A 21,727-nucleotide genomic window follows, 5' to 3' on the forward strand; every position below is an offset into this window, starting at 1 on the left:
TCAAGAGGAAGGCAAATACACCAAATAATACGATAAACAGTAATACTTTCAGACCTAATGATTCAGACTGAAGACGGCTAGGTTCAGCCATGTAAACCAAGAAGTTAGTTACATCGTAAACCACTTGCTCAAACTCTTCTTCAGACAAAGAACCTTCAGTTTTCTGAGCTACAATACCACATTTTTCAACTGTAAGAGCATCGCCCGTTAAAGTATCAAATAATGGCTTATGATCTTCATCATATGCAGGTGCTTGTGCACATGTGATATGACGAACACCTTGTAGGCCTTCTAACACATTAGGCATACCAACATTAGGGAAAACAGTATTGTTCACACCCCATGGACGCGATTCATCTTCATAGAAAGCTTTCAGGTAGCTATATACCCAATCACTACCACGAACACGTGCTTCAAGCGTTAAATCTGGTGGCGCAGCACCAAACCAAGCTTTAGCATCTTTAGCATCCATAGAGTTAGCCATCAAATCACCAATTTTATTACCAGCAGGCAATAACTGCTCAGTGAATAAATCAGCCGGAATACCCAGATCTGTTGCCGCTCGCTCAAAACGAGCATAACCCGCATCGTGGCAACCAAGGCAATAGTTAGCAAAAGTATTCAAACCACGCTGCAAAGATGCTTTATCATGCAGATCAGGCGTCATGTCTTCTAACTCAACACCACTACCACCTGCAGAAAAACCCAATACAGGTAGTAATGCCAGAGTAATAGTTGCAATAATTTTTTTCATAATTACACCCTCTCTGGTACGGTTTTAGTGCTTTCCCATCGTGTATACCATGGCATCAAGATAAAGTATGCAAAGTAAACAACAGAAGCAATTTGAGCAGCAGTTGTTCTGCCATCAGTGGAAGGAAGCACACCCAACACACCTAGAACAACAAAGCTAATACAGAAAACGAAGAGAGCGACCTTACTCATCCAACCTTTATACAGCATTGATTTAACAGGACTTCTATCCAACCAAGGCAATACAAACAAGATAGCAATTGCACCACCCATAGCCACAACCCCCCAGAATTTAGCATCAAGACCAAATAGTGGGAAAGTTACCGCTCGCAAAATAGCGTAGAAAGGCGTGAAGTACCATACAGGCGCAATGTGCTCAGGCGTTTTCAATGGATTAGCCGCTTCAAAGTTTGGCTTCTCTAGGAAGTAACCACCCATTTCAGGGAAGAAGAACACGACTGAACAGAAAACAAATAAGAAGACTGCAATACCAACTAAATCATGTGTGGTATAGAAAGGATGGAAAGGAATACCGTCTAAAGGCACACCATTTTCATCTTTGTACTTCTTAATATCAACACCTTTAGGATTGTTAGAGCCCACATGGTGTAATGCCAATAAATGCAATACAACAAGCGCGACAATCACTAACGGTAAAGCGATAACATGCAAAGAGAAGAAACGGTTCAAAGTAATACCTGAAATCAGGTAGTCACCACGAATCCATTGCGCTAAGTCAGGACCAATTCCAGGAATCGCACTAAACAAAGAAATGATTACCTGAGCACCCCAGTAAGACATTTGCCCCCAAGGTAATAGGTAGCCCATGAAAGCCTCAGCCATCAAAGCAAGGTAAATCGCCATACCAAATAACCAAACTAACTCACGTGGTTTTTGATAAGAACCATATAGCAATCCGCGGAACATATGCATATAAACAACAACAAAGAAAGCCGAAGCCCCAGTTGAATGCAGATAGCGGATTAACCAACCATATTCTACGTCTCGCATAATATATTCAACAGAAGCAAAAGCCGCTTCTGCAGAAGGTGTATAGCTCATTGTCAGCCAAACACCTGTTAGGATTTGGTTAACTAATACAACTAAAGAAAGAACACCAAAGATATAAAACACATTAAAGTTTTTAGGAGCATAATATTTGCTCATGTGTTTTTCGAAAGCTTCAGTCACTGGAAGACGTGCATCAATCCAGCCCATTAAACCTTTCGATTCTTTAAAATCGGCCATTATGCATTACCTCCATCATCACCAACCAATATCACATTATCTGAAAGAAATTGATACGGAGGCACTTCCAAGTTAATTGGAGCAGGTACACCTTTATAAACACGACCCGCCAAGTCAAAGCGTGAACCATGACAAGGACAGAAGTATCCACCAACCCATTTAGGCCCAAGATCTTCTGGCGATAACTCAGGACGGTAGGTTGGAGAACAACCAAGGTGTGTACAGATACCTAATAAAACCGCAATTTCAGGTTTAATAGAACGGTATTCGTTTTGTGCGTATGAAGGTTGCTGATCTTTTTCAGAAGATGGATCACTAAGCTCATCAGCAATTTTATTTAGATTTTCAAGCGTTTCTTGCGATCGCTTGACCACCCAGACTGGCTGCCCACGCCACTCAACAATCATTTGCTGACCAACTTCTAGCTTACTGATATCAACTTTAACTGGCGCACCAGCAGCTTTCGCTTTTGCGCTCGGATTCCAAGAAGCAACAAAGGGTGTTGCGATACCAACGGCACCAACAGCGCCAATCGCACTGGTTGCTCCGACTAGGAATCGACGTCGACCTTTATTAACGTCGCTTTGACTCATTATGGCTCTCTCCCACCAAATTACAAATCCCAAATTAGAGTATGACTAACTCCAATATGAATGCAGTGCAAATAGTAAAAAAAACAAAGGGTTCTGGCAAGAAAAGTCTCCTTACCAAAATCACGACATTGACATATCGCATAAAAAAAACGCCTGGATAACCAGGCGTTTTGAAGCAATCCAAGATTAACGCTTGGAGAACTGAGGACGACGACGCGCTTTGCGTAGACCAACCTTTTTACGTTCAACTTCGCGAGAGTCACGAGTAACGTAACCAGCAGTACGTAGAGAACGACGTAGTGTCTCATCATACTGTAGTAGTGCACGTGTAATACCGTGACGAATAGCACCAGCTTGACCAGAAATACCACCACCTTTAACAGTGATGTAAACGTCAAATTTTTCTGTTGCTTCAACAAGCTCTAGTGGTTGACGAACAACCATTCGTGCAGTTTCACGGCCGAAATATTGCTCTATTGTACGGTCGTTGATAACTAGGTTACCAGTACCGGCTTTTAGGAATACACGAGCGGTAGATGATTTGCGACGACCTGTACCGTAGTATTGAGTAGCTGACATAATGATCTTCCGTATTAAATATTAAGTTCTAGCGGCTGTTGAGCTGCATGTGGATGTTGAGTACCAGCATACACTTTCATTTTCTTGTGCATAGCACGGCCCAAAGGACCTTTTGGCAACATACCTTTAACCGCGAGTTCAAGAACGCGCTCAGGAGCATGATCAATCAGCGTTTCAAAATTCATCGAACGCAAGCCACCTGGGTAACCAGTGTGACGGTAGTATTGTTTAGCTTTAGCCTTGTTACCAGTAACGTGAACTTTCTCAGCGTTAATAACAACGATGTAATCACCAGTGTCAACGTGAGGAGTATATTCAGCTTTATGCTTACCGCGTAAACGACGAGCAATCTCGGTAGCCAAACGGCCTAAAGTTTTGCCTTCAGCATCGATCACGAACCAGTCGCGTCTTACTTCAGCAGGTTTTGCAGTAAAAGTTTTCATCAAAAACCCTTTCATTTAGCATGTGGTGACATGCTCAATACCTATTATTATTGGTTATATTTTTTGAATTTAAAATATAACGTGCATATACCTTTTAAAAAGGCGAGCGGATTATACATATTTATCCCAACTTTATAAAGAGGAAAAGCATATAAACCGCAACAATTAACACCTAAGCAAAACCAAAATTCTATCTAAGGTCTGTGCTCAAGTGATAAATATTCTTCTGACTGCATTTCAAGTAAACGACTCACCGTTCTATCATATTCAAACGCTAACTGAGTGCCTTTATAAATATCGGGGATATCTACCTCAGCGGAAACGATCAACTTTACATGCCTATCATAGAATTCATCGACAAGATTAATAAAACGCCTTGCCATATCATCCCTTGTAGTATCAAACTGAGGCACATTAGACACAATAACCGTAGTATATAGTTTCGCAATTTCAATATAGTCTACTTGACTACGCGGACCATCACATAAGGCATAGACATCAAACCAAGCAATGTCTTCACAACTATTTTGTAAATGAATTTTGCGATTTTCAATTTCTACCACACCACCCTCTTTAGCCTGTGCCAAATCTGGCGCTAGGCGAGCAAAACATGCCGCTAGCGCTTCTTCAGACGCATGACCCAACGGAGTATAATATAAGCTTGCTTGCTTCAAGGCTCTTAGTCGATAATCTACACCACCATCAATATTCATGACCTTAGTGTGTTTATTTACCAAATCAATTGCTGGTAGAAAGCGCGCTCTTTGCAGGCCATTTTCGTATAAGCCATCAGGCTCAATATTTGAAGTTGCCACTAGACTAGTACCATTTTCAAACAAGACTTTTAGCAAACCCGCCAAAATCATGGCATCCGTAATATCTTTTACAAAAAACTCATCAAAACAGAGTACCTCTGCTTTTGCAGAAATTTGCTTACCAACAACTTCTAAAGGGTTTTTTACATCATTAACCTCTCGCAATTCCTTGTGAACCATTTGCATAAAGCGATGGAAATGCAAACGTAATTTACGCTCAGTCGGCAAGCAATCAAAAAAGGTATCCATTAAATAGGTTTTACCCCGCCCTACGCCTCCCCAAAAATATAAACCTCGCTCAACCTCTGGTTTTTGGCTTTTTTTAAAAAAACTTAAAAAGCCACCTGTTGCTTCAGGCTGCTTATTAACGATTCTGTCAAACAAATCCTGCAGGGCCTCAACAGCTTCCTCTTGAGCGGGATCATAGGCAAAATCAGGGCGGGTCAAATCTTTACGATAACGGGATAAAGGGGTCATAGGGCTCTTAAACTTTGAAAGATAAACAAACCAATTAAATTCTTTTCAATTCTAGCAAAATTCAAGCAAAACCTCATCCCAATAAGGCTTCTTTCAAGATAAGATTCAGCTATACTTACTATGTTATATTTTTGGAGTAAGTCATGAACTTAGAAGTATTTGATGCGGTAATTTTTATCGCTGGCGCAGCAGTCGGCCTTTTGTTAGGCATGAACATTAAAAAAGAAAGCAAACAGACAACAAACCAAACCATCTTAACGCCTGACGCCATTCAGCACGAACTCGATAAACAACAAGTCGCAATCGATCATTTCTTTGAAGATACAGAGAACGCACTTGAGCAAGCTGAACTAAATGTTGCCAAACTTCGCAACCAAATTGCCAATGGCGCACTTGAGCTGAGCAATAAAAACATTAAAGTTAGCTCAGCACCGACCACAACTGAAGCAGAAGAAGAAACAACTAACCTAGGGACTGAGCCCCCAAGAGATTACGCTCTCAAGCCCGACACTCAATCACCCGGTATGCTTTCTGAAGAGTTTGGACTTAACAAAGACCAAGAAAAAAGTAACAGCTAATAAACTCCCTTGTCATTTAATAGATAACCCTAAGCAGGGTTATCTATATCAACAAACTCAGCCTCAACCCCTAGCTCTTCCATAATAAATTTTGCCATCGCTTTAGCACCATAGCGCTCTGTTGCATGATGACCTGCCGCTACAAAATGAATCCCATGCTCTCTTGCCAAATGAATAGTCTGTTCAGAGACCTCTCCTGTTAGATATAAATCAGCATCCATTTCAACTGCTTGCTCTATATAACCTTGTGCACCACCCGAACAAAGAGCAACCGTTTTGATGAGTTTCTTTCCAGAAGCCTCAAATAAAACATCGCGTCCAAGGGCTTTCTCAATACGCTCTTTCACCTGCTCTATTTCTAGCGCTTGCTCAAATTCAGCAATAACACCGATAGACTCATCTAAAGGAAGATACGACTGTAAAGATCGAGGATTTTTCAAATTAAACATTTTCACCAGTTGCGCATTATTACCTAGTTCAGGATGAGCATCTAATGGCAGATGATAAGCATAGAGATTTATGTCATTTTTAATCAAGCGAGAAATTCTTTGGTATTTTATCCCAGTAATCACTTGAGATTCACCCTTCCAGAAATACCCGTGATGAACAAATATAGCATCCGCATTCAAACGAATAGCCTCATCAATTAATGCCTGACAAGCCGTCACACCTGTCACCACTTTTGCAATTTCATCACAACCCTGAACCTGTAACCCATTTGGGGCATAGTCTTTAAACTTATTTGGCTTTAGAATAGCGGTTAGTTTTTTTTCAAACGCGTGACGATTCACTCTTTTCTCCATAGGCATTTACAAAAACATTATGATAAGCAATAAACTTAGTATTAATACAATTTTAGCCAGCTTAGTAGGCCTGTGTCTTGGTTTATCTTATCTACTCTTTCAACAAGTTAGTGACTCTAAAGCTGAGACCCACACTGAAAGCTACGCTTACTCAGTCAATCAAGCCGCCCCAGCTGTCGTTAATATTTATACCCAAAAGAAAGTCAGTACAACCAAAGGTATAAATACTTTATCTCAAAAAACAGCAAATAAGTCAGTTGGACTTGGGTCAGGGGTAATCACCTCACCTGATGGTTATATCTTAACAAACCATCATGTAATTAAAGGCGCTGACGGCATTATTGTGGCGTTAAGAGATGGCAGACAAACCAGAGCCAAACTCATAGGCACAGATCCAGCAACCGACCTTGCCCTTTTAAAAGTAAACCTCCAAAACCTACCAAGCATTAAAATGCCTGAGGAAAACACCACATCCGTTGGCGACTTGGTCTTCGCCATTGGCAACCCCTTTGGCATAGGTCAAACCGTTACCATGGGAATCATCAGCGCAATTGGGCGCAACCAATTAGGACTAAACGCCTATGAGAACTTTATTCAAACCGATGCCGCCATTAACCCGGGCAATTCTGGCGGTGCACTTATTAATAGCCAGGGCAAGATTATTGGCATAAGTACAGCCATTTATTCCAATAGCGGTGGCTCACAAGGCATAGGCTTCGCCATTCCAATTTCAGACGCCGTTGACATCATGGAAGACCTTATATTATTTGGTAAAGTAGAAAGAGGCTATTTAGGCATAGAAGCAAGGCAGATAACCCCAGCTACAGTCAAAATCCTTAACCTAAACATAAAAGAAGGCCTACTGGTCTCAGACGTGAACAATAAAAGCCCCGCACAACATGCTGGGATTTTAAGCGGTGATATCCTACTAAGCATAGATGGCATAGCCACAACCAATGCAAATAATACCCGCAATCAAATCGCAAGATACAAGCCAGGTAAAGTGGTTTCTATTGTTGGCGTTAGAGGCACGCAATCTTATCAAACAAGCATAAAGCTGGGCGAACAACCCATGATGGGAGCAGAGAAACCATAAAAAAAATGCCGCTATTCAGCGGCATTTTTTTTACAGAGTGTCAGTTTACTTTTCTAACAACACTTTTAACTGAGATAAGCTTTTCTCAAAGTTTGCGCCGGCAATATCATTTGCAAAAAGGGCAAGATAAGGACTTAATAGACCTGACTCTAGCTCCCCATTAATAGACCAAGAAACACGCGTTTCATTACCAGACGCGAGCGCCTTTAGATGAAGCTCATTTGCAACCGCTCTTTGACCTTCTTTTGGCACCACATCAAACTCATAACGAGCAGATCGAAGCTCACCAATTTCAATAAAACCTTTATCACCGGATTCGTAATTGATAGACAAACTCAAACCCTCTGTAAGCGCGACATCAAGTAACTCAACACGCCCTTTTTGAACATAGAGCCATTCAGGCAAATTAGACGCTTGCGCTAAAAAGTCAGCCACCTCAATTTGTGTTGCCTCAATACTGATAGAGCGCTCAATATGATAACTTTTTGGCAGAAAGTACCCCACCACTAAAAGCAATATCACAACCAAAGCAAAAATTCGCGTCACCACTCTTAACTGATAAAGAGCTTTACGCTGATGATCAGGCGTTTCACGTTTTAACAAACTCTAATCCTTGATCAGTCTATATTCAGCAGACATGGCATGCGCCTGTAAAGACTCACCACGAGCTAAGGGAGAAGCTATTTTAGCTAAAGCACTCGCCCCTTTAGCAGAACAATTAATCAGTGAGCTACGCTTTTGAAAATCATAAACCCCTAAAGGAGAAGAGAATCTTGCCGTACCTGATGTGGGCAAAACATGGTTAGGCCCAGCACAATAATCACCTAATGCTTCTGGTGTATTTCGCCCCATAAAGATAGCACCAGCATGACGTATCTTAGGCGCCCAAAATTCAGGCTCATCTACTGACAACTCTAAATGCTCAGCCGCCACATGATTAGCAATTTCAATTGCCTCTTCCATATTAGCTACATGAATTAAAGCACCACGACCCTCTAAAGACGCCAGAATAATGTCTTTGCGACTCTGCCCCTCAAGAAGTTTATCCATAGAAGCCAATACTTGTTCTAGATATTCGGCATCAGGTGATATTAAGATCGATTGAGCATCTTCATCATGCTCTGCTTGCGAAAAGAGATCCATAGCAATCCAATCAGGATCTGTTTTCCCATCACAAACAACCAGTATTTCAGATGGGCCAGCAATCATATCTATACCAACCGCGCCAAATACCATGCGTTTTGCTGTAGCGACATAAATATTGCCAGGGCCGACAATTTTATCGACCTTAGGAATCGTCTCAGTGCCATAAGCTAACGCAGCAACGGCTTGTGCACCACCAACAGTAAAGACCCTATCTACACCTGCAATGCTCGCTGCTGCAAGGACAATATCATTCACCACACCATCAGGTGTTGGTACCACCATGATTATTTCTTTAACACCTGCAACTTTCGCCGGCATCACATTCATCAACACAGACGATGGGTATGCGGCCTTACCACCTGGCACATAAACACCCACACGATCCAAAGGCATAACTTGCTGACCCAAAACCGTCCCATCAGCTTCTTTGTATTGCCAAGAATCTTGTTTCTGATGCAAATGATAGGATTTAACACGCTCAGCAGCAGCCTTTAGCGCGTCTAAAATTGAGGCATCAACACGAGCAATCGCAGCATCTATTTCTGTTAGTGAGATCTCTAATTGATCTGCTGAAGTAAAATCACATCTATCAAACTGATTGGTATACTCAATTAACGCCTCATTGCCTCTTTTACGCACATCAAAAACAATATTGGTAACCGTTTGCTGCACTTCCAAATCAGACACTGAATCCCATGCCAAAAGCACATCTAACGCATCAGTAAAGCCCTCATCCTGAGTAGATAATTGTTTAATATTAATACTCATTAGATTTACCTTTCACTCTCAACAGCCGCTTGCAGCATTTCCATAATTGGCTGAATTTGATCATATTTAGTTTTATATGCCGCTTTATTGACAACAAGACGCGTACTAATGTCTGCGATCATATCTCGCGCTTCAAGCCCATTTGCCTTAAGTGTATTTCCGGTATCAACGATATCCACAATCAAATCAGCAAGCCCCATGATAGGCGCCAACTCCATCGCGCCATACAGCTTGATAACATCAGCCTGAATACCTTGCTGCGCAAAATACTCTTTAGCCGTTGATGTGAACTTAGAGGCAACTTTCAAGCGACCTGTTGTTGCAGGTGCACCAACCACGCCTGCTGTCATTAATCGGCATTTAGCTATTTCAAGATCGAGTAATTCATAAATATTACTCGTATTTGACTCCATCAATACATCTTTACCTGCCACACCAAAGTCAGCAACCCCATGCCCAACATATGTCGGAACATCGGTGGCCCTTAAAATAACGAGCTTAATGTTTTCATGGTTTGTATCAAAAATCAGTTTACGACTTTTTGAAATATCTTCCGCCGGAATGATATTTGCCTTTTCCAGCAGTGGTAAGGTCTCTTTCAGAATTCGACCCTTTGACAAAGCAATGGTTAACGTTTTACTCATTTTAATTCAATACCCTAGATATTTTCGCGCCAAGAGAGCCAAACTTCTCTTCAATACATTCATAACCACGATCGATATGATAAATACGATCTATTTTGGTATCACCTTCAGCAACTAAAGCAGACAACACCAAACTCGCTGAAGCTCGTAAATCAGTCGCCATAACAGGGGCACCTTTGAGCGCACTGCCCCCTTTCACTATGGCGGTATTACCATTAACTTCGATGTCAGCACCCATGCGCAACATTTCATCAACATGCATAAAGCGGTTTTCAAAAATATTCTCTGTTACGCGCCCAACACCTTCGGCAATGGCATTTAACGCCACAAACTGTGCTTGCATATCAGTTGGGAAAGCAGGATATGGCGCAGTACTAATATTAACGGCTTTTGGACGACGGCCTCGCATATCGAGTTCAATCCAATCTTCACCCACTTCCACACTTGCACCTGCTTCTTCAAGCTTCGCAAGAACCGCTTCCATTGAATGAACATCAGTATCAATTACTTTCACTTTACCGGCTGTGATTGCAGCAGCAACCAAGAAAGTCCCGGTTTCAATTCGATCAGGCATTACAGAATATTCAGTACCAAAAAGCTCTTCAACCCCATCAATTGTGATAGTATCGGTTCCGTGGCCTGTAATTTTTGCCCCCATAGCAATTAGACACTCAGCCAAATCAACGACTTCAGGCTCACGAGCAGCATTCTCCAGAACCGAACGACCTTCAGCTAAAACAGCGGCCATCAAAAGGTTTTCTGTACCCGTTACCGTCACCTTATCAAAGAAGATACGTGCACCCTTTAAACGGCCATCAACTTTAGCAACAATATTCCCGCCTTCAACCTGAATATCTGCTCCCATAGCTTCCAAACCACGAAGGTGAAGATCAACAGGACGACTACCAATAGCACAACCACCAGGCAAAGATACAATCGCTTCACCAAAATGGCTTACCAAAGGACCCAAAACAAGGATGGATGCTCGCATGGTTTTCACTAACTCATAAGGCGCTTCAGTACGATTGACTGTTGAAACATCCAGCTGAACATTCATTTTTTCATCTACCACTACACCACAACCCATGGAGCCTAATAGTTCCAACATGGTTGTAATATCGTGCAGGTGAGGTAAGTTTTTAATTGTAATAGGTTGTTTTGTTAACAAGGTTGCAGCCAAAATTGGCAAGGCTGCATTTTTTGCACCCGATGCTCTAACCACACCGTTAAGTGACTGACCGCCAGTAATTAGCAGCTTATCCATAATAATTCCTTAACGCGATGTTAGTTTATTTGGCTGTATTGAGCAGGAGTATAGGTTTTCATTGTGACAGCATGAATCGCGCCACTGGCAATAGAATCTTGAAGGTGCGAATATACAAGTTGCTGTCTCTTCACTGTTGTCAAACCATCAAAGGCTGGTGAGATTAAAGTTAACTGAAAGTTACACCCTTCACCTTCTGCAATGACTTCACAACTCTCAATTTCTTTCTCTAATAATGCTTTTACTTCATTTGCGTTCACAACAACTCCAAAATCTTCTATAACGCTTCTATATTCTTATAGCCTTAAACATCAATTAAGACGCAGGCATTGTATTTTCAAAGAGAAGAAGAAAGCGATGGCTTATCTTCTTCTACTAATGTAAAAAATTCATTTAATTGGGACAATTCTATCAGACCTTTAATCCCATCACTGGCATTAATTAACTTTACTTGCCACTGATTTTCATTTGCATGTCGCTGAAAAGATAATAACAAGGTTATCAATCCACTATCACTACCCTGAAGATGTGTTAAATCCAAGTCTTTAGGCTTTGATAAACCAGCTAAACATTGATCAAGCTGAGCGTGAAAACCCATCAAATCTGTGGGCGTATAATCACCTTTAACACAAATCATTCGCTCTTGTTCAGCTAGGACCATCATGCTTCATTTGCCTTCTTTTCTAATGACTTGCCCCAGCTTGTAATCGCCAAATCAATATCATTCTTATTTTTTTGTACCATGGAGGCAAATTGTTTTCTAAAGGTCAGTCCAAAATTAATACCGCTGATAATAACATTATCTAGTAGCCAGACTTGTTTTTTATTCAATTTCATCAAAAATACAATATCGACTTGGCTGCCAGCATCCGTTACAAATTCCATATTAACTCTGGCTTTGTTTTTCTTTTTGGAAGGCGATAAGGGTAATATTTTTACCTTGTCTTCATCAAATTCCAATAGGGCAGTAGCATAACTATTCAACAGGGTCTCTTTAGTGACTTTAGCAAACTCAAGCCTCTGTTCTTTTGTCGCGCGACGATAATACTTCCCCATTACATTTTTTGCGAAATTATCAAAATCAATTAGCGGAGATAAGATTTCATCTGCTTTTGCTCGTAATGCAGAGGTATCTTTAGATAACACATCTCGATTTGCCACTATCTCAGTTTTTAGCAATTCAACGACACTAACAACCTGCTCTCTAGGCCCTAAGTCGGCATAAACAGGCGCTACGAACAAAGATAAAAACAAGAAAAAACCAGGTAATAAACGTTTCATTTTTAGTCTCCCTGAGTAGATTCAAAAAGGAACTGACTAATCAAGTTTTCAAGCACTAAAGCAGACTGAGTATCGTAAATCTCACCACCTTGTTCTAGATATTCCTCTTCTGCACCAATCGAAACGCCAACATATTTTTCACCCAACAAACCATTAGTTAGAATTGCAAAAGAGCTGTCCGTTGGAATATTTTGCACATCGGAATAAATATTAAAGGTGACAAGCGCCATATAGAGTTCTTTATCTAACACAATACTATCTACTTCACCGACAGTCACACCCGCAATTGAGACTTTAGCTCTCTCAGTCAAACCACCAATATCATCAAACCTAGCCTGTATCTGATACACATCCTTTGAACTTGCGCCAGAAAGACCACTCACTTGAATTGCCAAATACGCTAAAGCAGCAAATCCCAAAACAACAAACAAACCTACCATCAGCTCAAGCTGCTTACTCTTCATGCTAAAAATCTCCTATCATAGCGGCGGTTAAAATAAAATCTAATGCAAGTATTGATAAAGAACCTAACACCACTGTGCGAGTAGTTGCCTTACCTATCCCTTCGGACGTGGGTTCACATTGATAACCTTGAAATACAGCTATCCAAGTGGTTGCAATGGCAAAGCAAAACGCCTTAATAATGCCATTCACTACATCTGTTGAAAAATAGACAGATTGCTGCATCAAAGACCAAAAGCTTCCGCCATGAATTTGCAACCAAGTTACAGCCACGAACTCGCCACCCAAGATACCAACAGCAGAAAAAATCACGCAAAGAATGGGCAAACAAATCAAACCTGCAATAAACCTTGGCGCAATGATTCGTCGATAAGGATCAACCCCCATCATCTCCAAACTAGACAACTGCTCCGTTGCCTTCATCAAACCGATTTCTGCAGTTAATGCTGAGCAAGCGCGGCCAGCAAACAACAAAGCGGTAACAACAGGACCAAGTTCACGTAGTAAGGTGAGCGCTAATAACTGCCCCACTGCCTGCTCAGATCCAAACTTAGCCAGTATTGTATAGCCTTGCAGACCTAATACCATGCCAATAAAGAGACCAGAAACTAAAATAATAACGAGCGACAGCACCCCTACTGAATATATCTGCTTCATCAAAAGGCCCATCGCCCCAGACAAAGATTTAGGACGATGCAACATCACCTGAATTAAAAAAAGCCCGGCTTGGCCAAATGCGCCAATTGTATTTAACGCACGAACACCCGCCGCCTGAATAGGTTTCATCCCCTCTCCTTAGACATATTCATATCCAATTGATAATCATTGGCATCAAAATGAAATGGTACAGGACCATCAGGCAAGCCACCTAAAAATTGCTTCACTCGCTTATCCTCCGAGTGCCTTATCTCCTCTGGGGTGCCTTGCGCCACAACAGCACCACCAGACAATATGTAAGCGTAATCAGCAATAGATAGAGACTCTTCCACATCATGTGAAACCAATACCGAGGTCATTCCAACAGATTGGTTTAAGCGCTGAATTAGCTCAACCACAACCCCCATTGAAATTGGGTCTTGCCCTGCAAAAGGCTCATCAAACATGACTAGCTGAGGATCTAAAGCAATCGCCCTTGCTAGTGCCGCTCGTCTCGCCATACCACCAGATAATTCTGCGGGCATGAGTGCGGCTGCGCCACGCAATCCAACACTTTGTAATTTCATCAATACTATGTCACGAATAATGGCTTCACTAAAATCCGTGTGCTCCCTTAAAGGAAAAGCAACATTATCAAAGACACTAATATCGGTAAAAAGTGCACCACTTTGAAATAACATGCCTATTTTTTTTCTTGCTTCATAAAGCTGGGAGCGTGATAAATCAGGTACATTTTGTTGGTCTAAGAGTATCTTTCCCCCATCAGGCATAAGCTGACCACCAATAAGGCGCAACAGAGTCGTCTTCCCTGTTCCACTTGGCCCCATCACTGCGGTTATTTTCCCTTTTGGGATTTGCAAAGAAATATTCTTATAGATAGCTCTATCACCTCGATAGAAACTCATATTTTGAATATCAACAAAGTTATTGGACATTCGTTTTCCCTAGATCCTGACCACCGAAAGTGAATATTACACTGGATTTTAATAAATTGAACATAAAATCAAGGAGATTAAGCAGTTTATAACATTTAAGGTCTTGAATTTATGGAGCAAACTTCATTAAATGAAGCATCTTTTTTCACATGAGTCTGTTTTACCCCATGCTGCTATTTTCTGCTGCTCTGATTTTCGGCCTTATTTTACTTGTTTTCAGTTCTGATAAATTCATTGAACACTCAGCATTAGTGGCAGAAAAGTTAAATGTCAGCCCTATTATTATTGGTTTCACACTTGTTGCTTTAGGTACATCCGCACCTGAAATGGTGGTTTCAGCCATTGCAGCATTAGAGAATGCGCCAGAAATTGCTGTGGGTAATGTATTAGGATCAAACATTGCTAACGTGGCCCTTGTTTTTGGCGCCACTTTGTTAATCAGTGCCATCCCTGTAAAGGAAGGCCTTGCAACTAAAGAAGTTCCCATTCTCCTCGGCATTACACTACTTGCCGGATTAGTCATGCTAGACAACAACTTAGATCTAGTAGACGGACTAATATTAATAACAGGTTTTGTGGTCGCTTTATTTTTATTGCTACGAAACAGCAAAAGCCTTGAAAAAGAACTTACACAAGAGCTACCAGAAGATGATGGCAGCAGTATAACTCGCTCACTCATCACAGCTCTAGTTGGCTTAGTTGTGTTAATTCTTAGTTCTAAAATTTTAGTGTGGGGAGCGACAGGGATTGCCACAGAATTTGGCGTCAGTGAATTGGTTATTGGACTTACCATAGTTGCAATTGGCACAAGCCTACCCGAATTAGCAGCCTCTATTACCAGCGCATTAAAAGGCCACCATGATATTGCAATAGGTAACATCCTAGGCTCAAACCTATTCAATTTAGCCACGGTACTCCCATTACCCGCAATAATAGCACCAGGTATCATTGACCCAAATGTGATGACTCGCGATTATTGGTGGATGTTTGCCACTAGCGTATTTTTAGCTTTATGTATTTTATTTTTTCGTAAAACAGCCAAAGCAAGCATTCCAAAATGGGTTGGTGTGTTATTACTTGCAAGTTATGCGACCTATTTGATCAGTCTCTCAATTAACGTGAGCTAAATTAAATCATGAAACAAAAATGGACACTCGCCTCCATCATACTTGGCATTATGCTGGTATTTGGCTTTACATTTTGGTTTGGTTTAACACCGACACAGAACTTGGTTCAAAAAAGCATTCTAGAAACAGCACCTGATTATTTTATTGAAAATGTTAATACAAAGACTTTTGATATTAATGGTGCTTTAATTGAAACTCTTGATGCTAAGGAAATTAAACACTTCCCTGCCCCAGGTGAAACAAGAATGATTGAACCTGTAATATCTAAAACACTCAATAGTGACACTTGGATTGCAGCAGGAAACACGGGACTAATGAAAGATCTAAATAAAGACATTATCTTTACTGGTAACGCAAAAATAATCCATCTACCTGAAACACAAGCAGAAACCACCATCACATCAAACACCATTATTTATACTGATCAAGACCAGAGCCTAACAAGCTTTGGCAACGCTAAAGTTGTCTCCCCTCAAGGGACGGTTAACGCAGAAACCATTACTGCATTTAGCAAATCTAACCAAGTCACCATGCAAGGATCGGTACGAGGAAGCTATGAACAAAATCGTTAGAACTCTCTTTTTAGTCTGCAGCACTCTAGGTGCAAATATCAGTCAAGCACTCCCTGAAGACAGCCTACAAGCAATAGAAATAGAGGCAGATTCAGCTTTTATCGATAACGACAAAGGAAGCGCTATTTACATAGGCAATGTAAAAGTTAACCAGGGCACCATACTTATCAGCGCAAACAAATTAACCATCACCAGCTCTAACGAAACAAATAAATACGATAAAATATACGCCAAAGGCACTGACACTCAAGTTGCTAATTTCAGCCAGCAATTAACAGCGAGCGGCGATATGATTATCAGCAGGGGCAACCGGATTTTTTATGATAGCTCCCAATCCATATTAGAAGTTGAAGGTGAAAGCTACATAAAGCGTGGGGAAGATGAGATCATGGCGCATTTCATTCGCTATGACATGACAACAGGCACCTTTGAAGCAAGAAATAAATCAAAAGGCAGCTCAGAAATCAAACAAAACAAAAAGGGTCGCGTATCAATGACATTACAGCCTCAATCCGAAGAACCTAAGGCTGAATAATGGCGATTTTAGAAGCAAAACATTTAGCTAAAAGTTACAAAAAACGCAAAGTCGTTATTGATGTCTCTATTGCAGTAGAATCAGGCCAAGCCGTTGGTTTACTTGGCCCCAACGGTGCAGGTAAAACAACCTGCTTTTATATGATAGTTGGCATGGTCGCGAACGATGAAGGCAATATATATATTGATGGAGAATCTGTAACAGATTTAGCGATGCATGCCAGAGCGCAAAAAGGCATTGGCTATTTACCACAAGAAGCTTCAATTTTTAGGAAGATGTCTGTTGAGAACAACATCGCTGCTATTCTAGAAACCAGAAAATCATTAACCAAACAAGACCGCAAAGAAAAACTTGAAGAATTACTTGAAGAGTTTCACATTACACATATTCGCAAGAATTTAGGCATGGCGCTTTCTGGCGGTGAAAGGCGCCGAGTAGAGATAGCCAGGGCATTAGCAATGAACCCTAAATTTATCCTGCTAGATGAGCCTTTTGCTGGCGTTGACCCGATTTCCGTGGGTGATATAAAACAAATCATCAAGCACCTACAAGAAAGCGGCATTGGCGTTTTGATCACTGACCATAATGTGCGTGAAACTTTAGACATATGCGATAAAGCTTACATCGTAGGTAATGGCCACATTATAGCCTCAGGAAGTGCTGAAGAAGTGATTTCAAATGAGCAGGTTAAAAAAGTATATTTAGGTGACAACTTCCGCCTATAGACCTTTCTCTTTTCGCAAAAAAAAGAGTACTATGCATAACTCGTTCCAAATCACTCTAACTGAAAGTGTTTCAATATGAAGCAATCTTTACAATTAAAAATTGGTCAACAACTGACCATGACACCTCAATTGCAACAGGCAATTCGCCTATTGCAACTTTCCACTTTGGATTTACAGCAAGAAATCCACGAATTCCTAGAGTCGAACCCATTATTAGAAATGGATGATGATGACTTCAATGATAACGATGATGCCGATAAAAAAGACACTGAGTTAAACGCAAGCACTCAGAATAATGAAGAGGCAAGAGTTGAGTCAGAGTGGACAGAAAGCATCCCAGAAGAACTCTCCATTGACAGCTCTTGGGATGACACTTATCAGAATTCTGCCGCCGCATCCGAAACACAAAGTTATGATAATGACTTCGACTTTGAAAGCCGAAACGCACCTTCTGAAAGCATTCAAGACCACCTTATTTGGCAACTTAATTTAACACCACTTTCTGAGCGTGACATCGAAATTGCCTACTCAATCATTGAGTGTGTTCAGCCTGATGGCTATTTAAGCATTTCGATTAATGAAATATGGCAAGGGCTTGAAACAGTGCTTGAAGAACTTGAAGAAGATGAAGTTGTCGCCGTACAACATAGACTGCAATGTTTCGACCCTGTTGGCGTCTGCTCTGTTGATTTACGTGAATGCTTATTGGTACAACTACAGGCATACAAACAACACCCTCTTTACAAAAGCACTTATAACTTAATAAATCATCATTTGGCTTTATTAGGCAGCCGTGACTTCACACAACTTTCTCGAAAAACCAAGTTAAAAGAAGGCGCCCTAAAAGAAGTGATCGCTCTGATTCAAGAGCTGAATCCAAGACCTGGATCATTAATTGATCAAGATGATACTGATTATGTCATTCCTGATGTCAACGTTAAGAAACGCAATAACACTTGGCAAGTCGAACTTAACAATGATGCCCTACCTCCCGTTAGAATCAATAAAACCTATTCCTCAATGGCAAATAGCGCAAAAAAAACGGAAGAAGTAAACTACATAAAAAATTCATTACAAGAAGCGAAATGGTTCTTAAAAAGCATTCAAAGTCGAAATGAGACACTACTTAAAGTAGCGAGCTGTATTGTTGAGAAACAAATAGACTTCTTTGAATTGGGTGAAGAAGCCATGAAGCCCATGGTATTACATGATGTGGCAGAGGAAGTGGGCATGCATGAGTCAACCATTTCACGGGTAACTACCCAAAAGTACATGCATACACCAAGAGGCATTTTTGAACTTAAATACTTCTTCTCTAGTCATGTCAATACCGACTCGGGTGGAGAATGCTCTTCAACGGCAATTCGAGCTATGATTAAAAAGCTCATCACCGATGAACCTGCTAAAAAGCCATTAAGCGATAATAAATTAGCGACAGCATTAGCAGATCAAGGTATTCAGGTGGCTAGGCGAACCGTTGCTAAGTACCGTGAAGCGATGAATATTCCACCTTCAAATGAACGAAAAAGATTAATTTAAACGGGTCCGAAAGTGTCATTAATCAACATACTAAAACCAGAACTTGTACTAGCTAAGCTTGCGACAACAAGTAAAAAAAGAACACTGGAAAGCATTGCAAACATAGTTTCTGATCGCCTTCACTGTGATAAAGAAGCTGTTTTTGATGCATTACTTGCAAGGGAAAAACTTGGCAGTACAGGCGTAGGACAAGGAATAGCCGTACCCCACTGTCGCCTAGAGCAGGCAAATCATACTGCCATGGTGGTTATCTCTTTAGAGAAGCCGATTGATTTTGATTCGATAGACAGAAAACGTGTTGATTTAATTTTTGCCTTAATCGTGCCACCTCAAGAGTGTGATCATCACTTGGCCACTTTAGGTCAAATTGCTGAGTTTGCACAATCACCTGAAAAGCTTGAGTCATTAAGACAAGCGAACTCAAATCAGGCACTGTACGATACATTTAAATCATTGCTATAGGGATAATTATGCTGGAACAAGCAATTACTATCATCAATAAACTTGGTTTACACGCAAGGGCTGCTGGCAAACTGGTTGAAACAACATCACGATTTTCATGTGATATTACGATAGATAAGGATGGACGTAATGTTGATGGCAAAAGCATTATGGCAATGATGATGCTAGCCGCCTCTAAGGGCACCGAAATCATCATAAAAACGAATGGCGAAGATGAAGCAGCCGCTCTTGAAGCAATCGTAAACCTTATTAACAACCGCTTTGACGAAGAAGAATAACACTTAGATTCAATGGTTGAACACGATACGCAACAGCATCTACAAACTGTCACTGACTCCTTGGAGTCAGGTGGCACAATGCAAATTCGCTATCTTCTTAATGGTGCTTTACCCGCACAGGATGTTGCTCGCCTTCTAGAGTCATCCCCCCCTAAAGAACGCCGATTACTCTGGGACTTAATAGAACAAAACAATGAAGGTGAAATCCTTCAATACCTAAATGAAGACATTAGTGCTCAATTCCTAAAGGAAATGGACACAGAGCAATTGGTTGCCGTCACAGAACAACTTGAAAGCGACGACCTTGCCGATATATTACAAAACCTGCCTGAGACAGTTGTAGCAGAGGTTTTAGCCTCAATGACAGCCCAAGACAGGTCTAGAGTTGAATCACTACTAAACTATCCTGAAGACTCTGCTGGCGGCTTGATGAATACAGACACCATCACTGTCAGACCAAACATCACAATAGACATTGCTTTTCGCTTTTTAAGACGCCACGCAAGCCTTCCAGACATGACAGACAGCTTACTTGTGGTAAGCCGCTCAGACAGGTTCCTTGGCACCTTACCTTTAACCAAACTTTTAGTCGCCGACCCTGATGCCACTGTGCGCGAAATAATGGAAACTGAAACAACCGTTATTGAAGCGGATGCACCAGCCAGTGATGTGGCACAGTTATTTGAAAAGATGGATCTCGTCTCAGCACCTGTTATAGATGAAGCGTCAGGCAAACTTCTTGGGCGTATCACAATTGATGACGTTGTTGATGTTATTCGTGATGAAGCTGAGCACTCAATGCTAAGTATGGCTGGTCTTGATGATGATGAAGATACCTTTGCACCTATCATGCAAACATCAAAACGAAGAGCAGTCTGGCTTGGCATTAACTTAATCACAGCATTTATCGCCTCTTATGTTATCGGCCTCTTTCAAAACACCATAGATCAGGTGGTAGCCTTAGCTATTTTGATGCCAATTGTTGCCAGCATGGGCGGTATAGCTGGCTCACAAGTACTAACATTAGTTATTCGAGGCATTGCATTAGGGCACATAGGTGCAGCCAATACGCGCTGGTTATTAAACCGCGAGATCGTTGTTGGCTTTCTAAATGGCATTTTATGGGCCATAGTAGTAGGTGCATTAACCGCATATTGGTTTGACAACATCCAGATAGCCTATATCATAGCGGGCGCATTAATTATTAATTTACTCTTTGCTGCATTAGTTGGCACCCTGCTCCCTATTACACTCAAGCGCTTAGGCATAGACCCAGCCCTTGCCGGTAACGTCATACTTACAACTGTGACAGATGTAGTTGGATTTTTATCCTTCTTAGGGTTAGCAACAATTTTTCTTATTTAGGTTCACATGAAAGACTTTGATCACATAGAAGACGACGAAAACATTATTAGTAAGACCCAAATTAAGCGTGAAATGGAAGCACTTCAGGCTTTGGGCAAAAAACTCTTGAATCTAAGCAAGGCACAACAAAAAAAAGTTGAGATGTCTGAAACTTTAAGAGATGCACTTGCTGAAGCAGATAGAATCAAAAAACATGAAGCAATGCGTCGACACATGCAGTACATCGGGCGAATTATGCGCACCGAAGATCATGAAAAGATTGCTGCACGCATTGAACTTTTTGACACCACATCCGCCGCTCACAACAAGATGTTTCACCAACTTGAGAACTTGCGAGACGCGCTAATAGGAGAACACAGTCAAAGTGTTTTACAGGAATATCTCGCTGACAACCCTGACATTGATATTCAGCACTTCAGACAAGTAATTAGGCAAGCACAAAAAGAGGTTAGCCAAAACGGCAAAACAACTAACCGTAAAAAACTGTTCAAAATCCTTAGAGAAGCACAGGATAAAAAACTAGGTTTAGCCTAAACCTTGTATTTACAATTCACAGACATAAAAAAAGCGCTCAGGCGCTTT

General features: G+C 41.1%; 28 protein-coding genes. 11 read left to right on the forward strand and 17 right to left on the reverse strand.

Annotation, left to right across the window (positions count from 1 at the left end):
• The 6 genes from MED121_RS09460 to zapE form a co-directional block, all read right to left on the reverse strand.
• Nucleotides 1-754: cytochrome c1 (locus MED121_RS09460; protein WP_009833452.1), on the reverse strand; the 754-nt coding region annotated here is incomplete at its 3' end.
• A 2-nt stretch (nt 755-756) separates the two neighbouring features.
• Nucleotides 757-2,001, reverse strand: coding sequence for a cytochrome bc complex cytochrome b subunit (locus tag MED121_RS09465; RefSeq protein ID WP_009833453.1), 1,245 nt, complete (start codon nt 1,999-2,001; stop codon nt 757-759).
• Nucleotides 2,001-2,594 carry a ubiquinol-cytochrome c reductase iron-sulfur subunit gene (gene petA, locus MED121_RS09470; RefSeq protein WP_009833454.1) on the reverse strand — a complete coding sequence of 198 codons (594 nt, stop codon included), beginning with the start codon at nt 2,592-2,594 and terminating at the stop codon, nt 2,001-2,003. Before petA ends, MED121_RS09465 begins: the two co-directional genes overlap by 1 nt.
• 186 nt (nt 2,595-2,780) lie before the next feature.
• Nucleotides 2,781-3,173, reverse strand: a complete 393-nt coding sequence (gene rpsI / locus MED121_RS09475; protein WP_009833455.1) for a 30S ribosomal protein S9 — start codon at nt 3,171-3,173, stop codon at nt 2,781-2,783.
• A gap of 14 nt (nt 3,174-3,187) precedes the next feature.
• A complete protein-coding gene (rplM, locus tag MED121_RS09480) occupies nt 3,188-3,616 on the reverse strand; it encodes a 50S ribosomal protein L13 (RefSeq protein ID WP_036179870.1) in 429 nt (142 codons plus the stop codon).
• A gap of 194 nt (nt 3,617-3,810) precedes the next feature.
• A complete protein-coding gene (gene zapE / locus MED121_RS09485) occupies nt 3,811-4,908 on the reverse strand; it encodes a cell division protein ZapE (protein ID WP_009833457.1) in 1,098 nt (365 codons plus the stop codon).
• A 143-nt stretch (nt 4,909-5,051) separates the two neighbouring features.
• On the opposite strand from zapE, the gene MED121_RS09490 reads away from it, so the two are divergent.
• Nucleotides 5,052-5,486: a DUF1043 family protein gene (locus tag MED121_RS09490; RefSeq protein ID WP_009833458.1), complete on the forward strand. Its 435-nt coding sequence runs from the start codon at nt 5,052-5,054 to the stop codon at nt 5,484-5,486.
• A gap of 29 nt (nt 5,487-5,515) precedes the next feature.
• Here MED121_RS09490 and MED121_RS09495 read toward each other — a convergent pair whose 3' ends face one another.
• Entirely contained in the window at nt 5,516-6,277 is a 762-nt protein-coding gene (locus MED121_RS09495; RefSeq protein ID WP_036179873.1) for a Nif3-like dinuclear metal center hexameric protein, read from the reverse strand.
• A gap of 31 nt (nt 6,278-6,308) precedes the next feature.
• Here MED121_RS09495 and MED121_RS09500 point away from each other — a divergent pair, with 31 nt between their 5' ends.
• On the forward strand, nt 6,309-7,385 hold the full coding sequence (locus tag MED121_RS09500) for a trypsin-like peptidase domain-containing protein (protein ID WP_009833460.1): 1,077 nt from the start codon (nt 6,309-6,311) through the stop codon (nt 7,383-7,385).
• 45 nt (nt 7,386-7,430) lie between these two features.
• Here the strand turns inward: MED121_RS09500 and MED121_RS09505 are convergent, their stop codons facing one another.
• The 10 genes from MED121_RS09505 to MED121_RS09550 all read right to left on the reverse strand — a co-directional run bounded on the left by MED121_RS09505 (nt 7,431) and on the right by MED121_RS09550 (nt 14,542).
• Nucleotides 7,431-7,988, reverse strand: a complete 558-nt coding sequence (locus tag MED121_RS09505) for an SRPBCC family protein (RefSeq protein WP_009833461.1) — start codon at nt 7,986-7,988, stop codon at nt 7,431-7,433.
• A gap of 3 nt (nt 7,989-7,991) precedes the next feature.
• Complete coding sequence (gene hisD / locus MED121_RS09510) at nt 7,992-9,299, reverse strand: histidinol dehydrogenase (RefSeq protein ID WP_009833462.1); 1,308 nt, start codon at nt 9,297-9,299, stop codon at nt 7,992-7,994.
• A gap of 5 nt (nt 9,300-9,304) precedes the next feature.
• Nucleotides 9,305-9,943, reverse strand: a complete 639-nt coding sequence (hisG, locus tag MED121_RS09515; RefSeq protein WP_009833463.1) for an ATP phosphoribosyltransferase — start codon at nt 9,941-9,943, stop codon at nt 9,305-9,307.
• Nucleotide 9,944: 1 nt separating this feature from the next.
• Complete coding sequence (murA, locus tag MED121_RS09520; RefSeq protein ID WP_009833464.1) at nt 9,945-11,207, reverse strand: UDP-N-acetylglucosamine 1-carboxyvinyltransferase; 1,263 nt, start codon at nt 11,205-11,207, stop codon at nt 9,945-9,947.
• A 20-nt stretch (nt 11,208-11,227) separates the two neighbouring features.
• Nucleotides 11,228-11,467, reverse strand: coding sequence for a BolA/IbaG family iron-sulfur metabolism protein (locus tag MED121_RS09525; protein ID WP_009833465.1), 240 nt, complete (start codon nt 11,465-11,467; stop codon nt 11,228-11,230).
• A 77-nt stretch (nt 11,468-11,544) separates the two neighbouring features.
• Nucleotides 11,545-11,871 (reverse strand): STAS domain-containing protein, encoded by a 327-nt coding sequence (locus MED121_RS09530; RefSeq protein ID WP_009833466.1) that lies wholly within the window; start codon nt 11,869-11,871, stop codon nt 11,545-11,547.
• Complete coding sequence (locus MED121_RS09535; RefSeq protein ID WP_009833467.1) at nt 11,868-12,488, reverse strand: ABC transporter substrate-binding protein; 621 nt, start codon at nt 12,486-12,488, stop codon at nt 11,868-11,870. The genes MED121_RS09530 and MED121_RS09535 overlap by 4 nt, the downstream gene beginning before the upstream one ends.
• A gap of 2 nt (nt 12,489-12,490) precedes the next feature.
• Complete coding sequence (mlaD, locus tag MED121_RS09540) at nt 12,491-12,952, reverse strand: outer membrane lipid asymmetry maintenance protein MlaD (RefSeq protein ID WP_009833468.1); 462 nt, start codon at nt 12,950-12,952, stop codon at nt 12,491-12,493.
• Nucleotide 12,953: 1 nt separating this feature from the next.
• Nucleotides 12,954-13,736, reverse strand: a complete 783-nt coding sequence (gene mlaE, locus MED121_RS09545; RefSeq protein WP_009833469.1) for a lipid asymmetry maintenance ABC transporter permease subunit MlaE — start codon at nt 13,734-13,736, stop codon at nt 12,954-12,956.
• Nucleotides 13,733-14,542 carry an ATP-binding cassette domain-containing protein gene (locus tag MED121_RS09550; RefSeq protein ID WP_009833470.1) on the reverse strand — a complete coding sequence of 270 codons (810 nt, stop codon included), beginning with the start codon at nt 14,540-14,542 and terminating at the stop codon, nt 13,733-13,735. Before MED121_RS09550 ends, mlaE begins: the two co-directional genes overlap by 4 nt.
• A 149-nt stretch (nt 14,543-14,691) precedes the next feature.
• Here MED121_RS09550 and MED121_RS09555 point away from each other — a divergent pair, with 149 nt between their 5' ends.
• The 9 genes from MED121_RS09555 (at nt 14,692) to yjgA (ending at nt 21,679) form a co-directional block, all read left to right on the forward strand.
• A complete protein-coding gene (locus tag MED121_RS09555; protein WP_242603197.1) occupies nt 14,692-15,669 on the forward strand; it encodes a calcium/sodium antiporter in 978 nt (325 codons plus the stop codon).
• A gap of 8 nt (nt 15,670-15,677) precedes the next feature.
• Entirely contained in the window at nt 15,678-16,241 is a 564-nt protein-coding gene (gene lptC, locus MED121_RS09560; RefSeq protein ID WP_009833472.1) for an LPS export ABC transporter periplasmic protein LptC, read from the forward strand.
• Nucleotides 16,225-16,776 carry a lipopolysaccharide transport periplasmic protein LptA gene (lptA, locus tag MED121_RS09565; RefSeq protein ID WP_009833473.1) on the forward strand — a complete coding sequence of 184 codons (552 nt, stop codon included), beginning with the start codon at nt 16,225-16,227 and terminating at the stop codon, nt 16,774-16,776. Before lptC ends, lptA begins: the two co-directional genes overlap by 17 nt.
• Complete coding sequence (gene lptB / locus MED121_RS09570; RefSeq protein WP_009833474.1) at nt 16,776-17,501, forward strand: LPS export ABC transporter ATP-binding protein; 726 nt, start codon at nt 16,776-16,778, stop codon at nt 17,499-17,501. The genes lptA and lptB overlap by 1 nt, the downstream gene beginning before the upstream one ends.
• 75 nt (nt 17,502-17,576) lie before the next feature.
• A complete protein-coding gene (locus MED121_RS09575; RefSeq protein ID WP_009833475.1) occupies nt 17,577-19,040 on the forward strand; it encodes an RNA polymerase factor sigma-54 in 1,464 nt (487 codons plus the stop codon).
• Between the two features lie 12 nt (nt 19,041-19,052).
• Nucleotides 19,053-19,502 carry a PTS IIA-like nitrogen regulatory protein PtsN gene (gene ptsN / locus MED121_RS09580; RefSeq protein WP_009833476.1) on the forward strand — a complete coding sequence of 150 codons (450 nt, stop codon included), beginning with the start codon at nt 19,053-19,055 and terminating at the stop codon, nt 19,500-19,502.
• An 8-nt stretch (nt 19,503-19,510) separates the two neighbouring features.
• Nucleotides 19,511-19,780 carry an HPr family phosphocarrier protein gene (locus tag MED121_RS09585; RefSeq protein WP_009833477.1) on the forward strand — a complete coding sequence of 90 codons (270 nt, stop codon included), beginning with the start codon at nt 19,511-19,513 and terminating at the stop codon, nt 19,778-19,780.
• 12 nt (nt 19,781-19,792) lie between these two features.
• Nucleotides 19,793-21,145 (forward strand): magnesium transporter, encoded by a 1,353-nt coding sequence (gene mgtE, locus MED121_RS09590; protein ID WP_009833478.1) that lies wholly within the window; start codon nt 19,793-19,795, stop codon nt 21,143-21,145.
• A gap of 6 nt (nt 21,146-21,151) precedes the next feature.
• Entirely contained in the window at nt 21,152-21,679 is a 528-nt protein-coding gene (gene yjgA, locus MED121_RS09595) for a ribosome biogenesis factor YjgA (protein WP_009833479.1), read from the forward strand.
• The last annotated feature ends 48 nt before the right edge of the window (nt 21,680-21,727 follow it).

The sequence above is a fragment of the Marinomonas sp. MED121 genome, assembly GCF_000153025.1.
In the GTDB taxonomy this organism is placed as follows: domain Bacteria; phylum Pseudomonadota; class Gammaproteobacteria; order Pseudomonadales; family Marinomonadaceae; genus Marinomonas.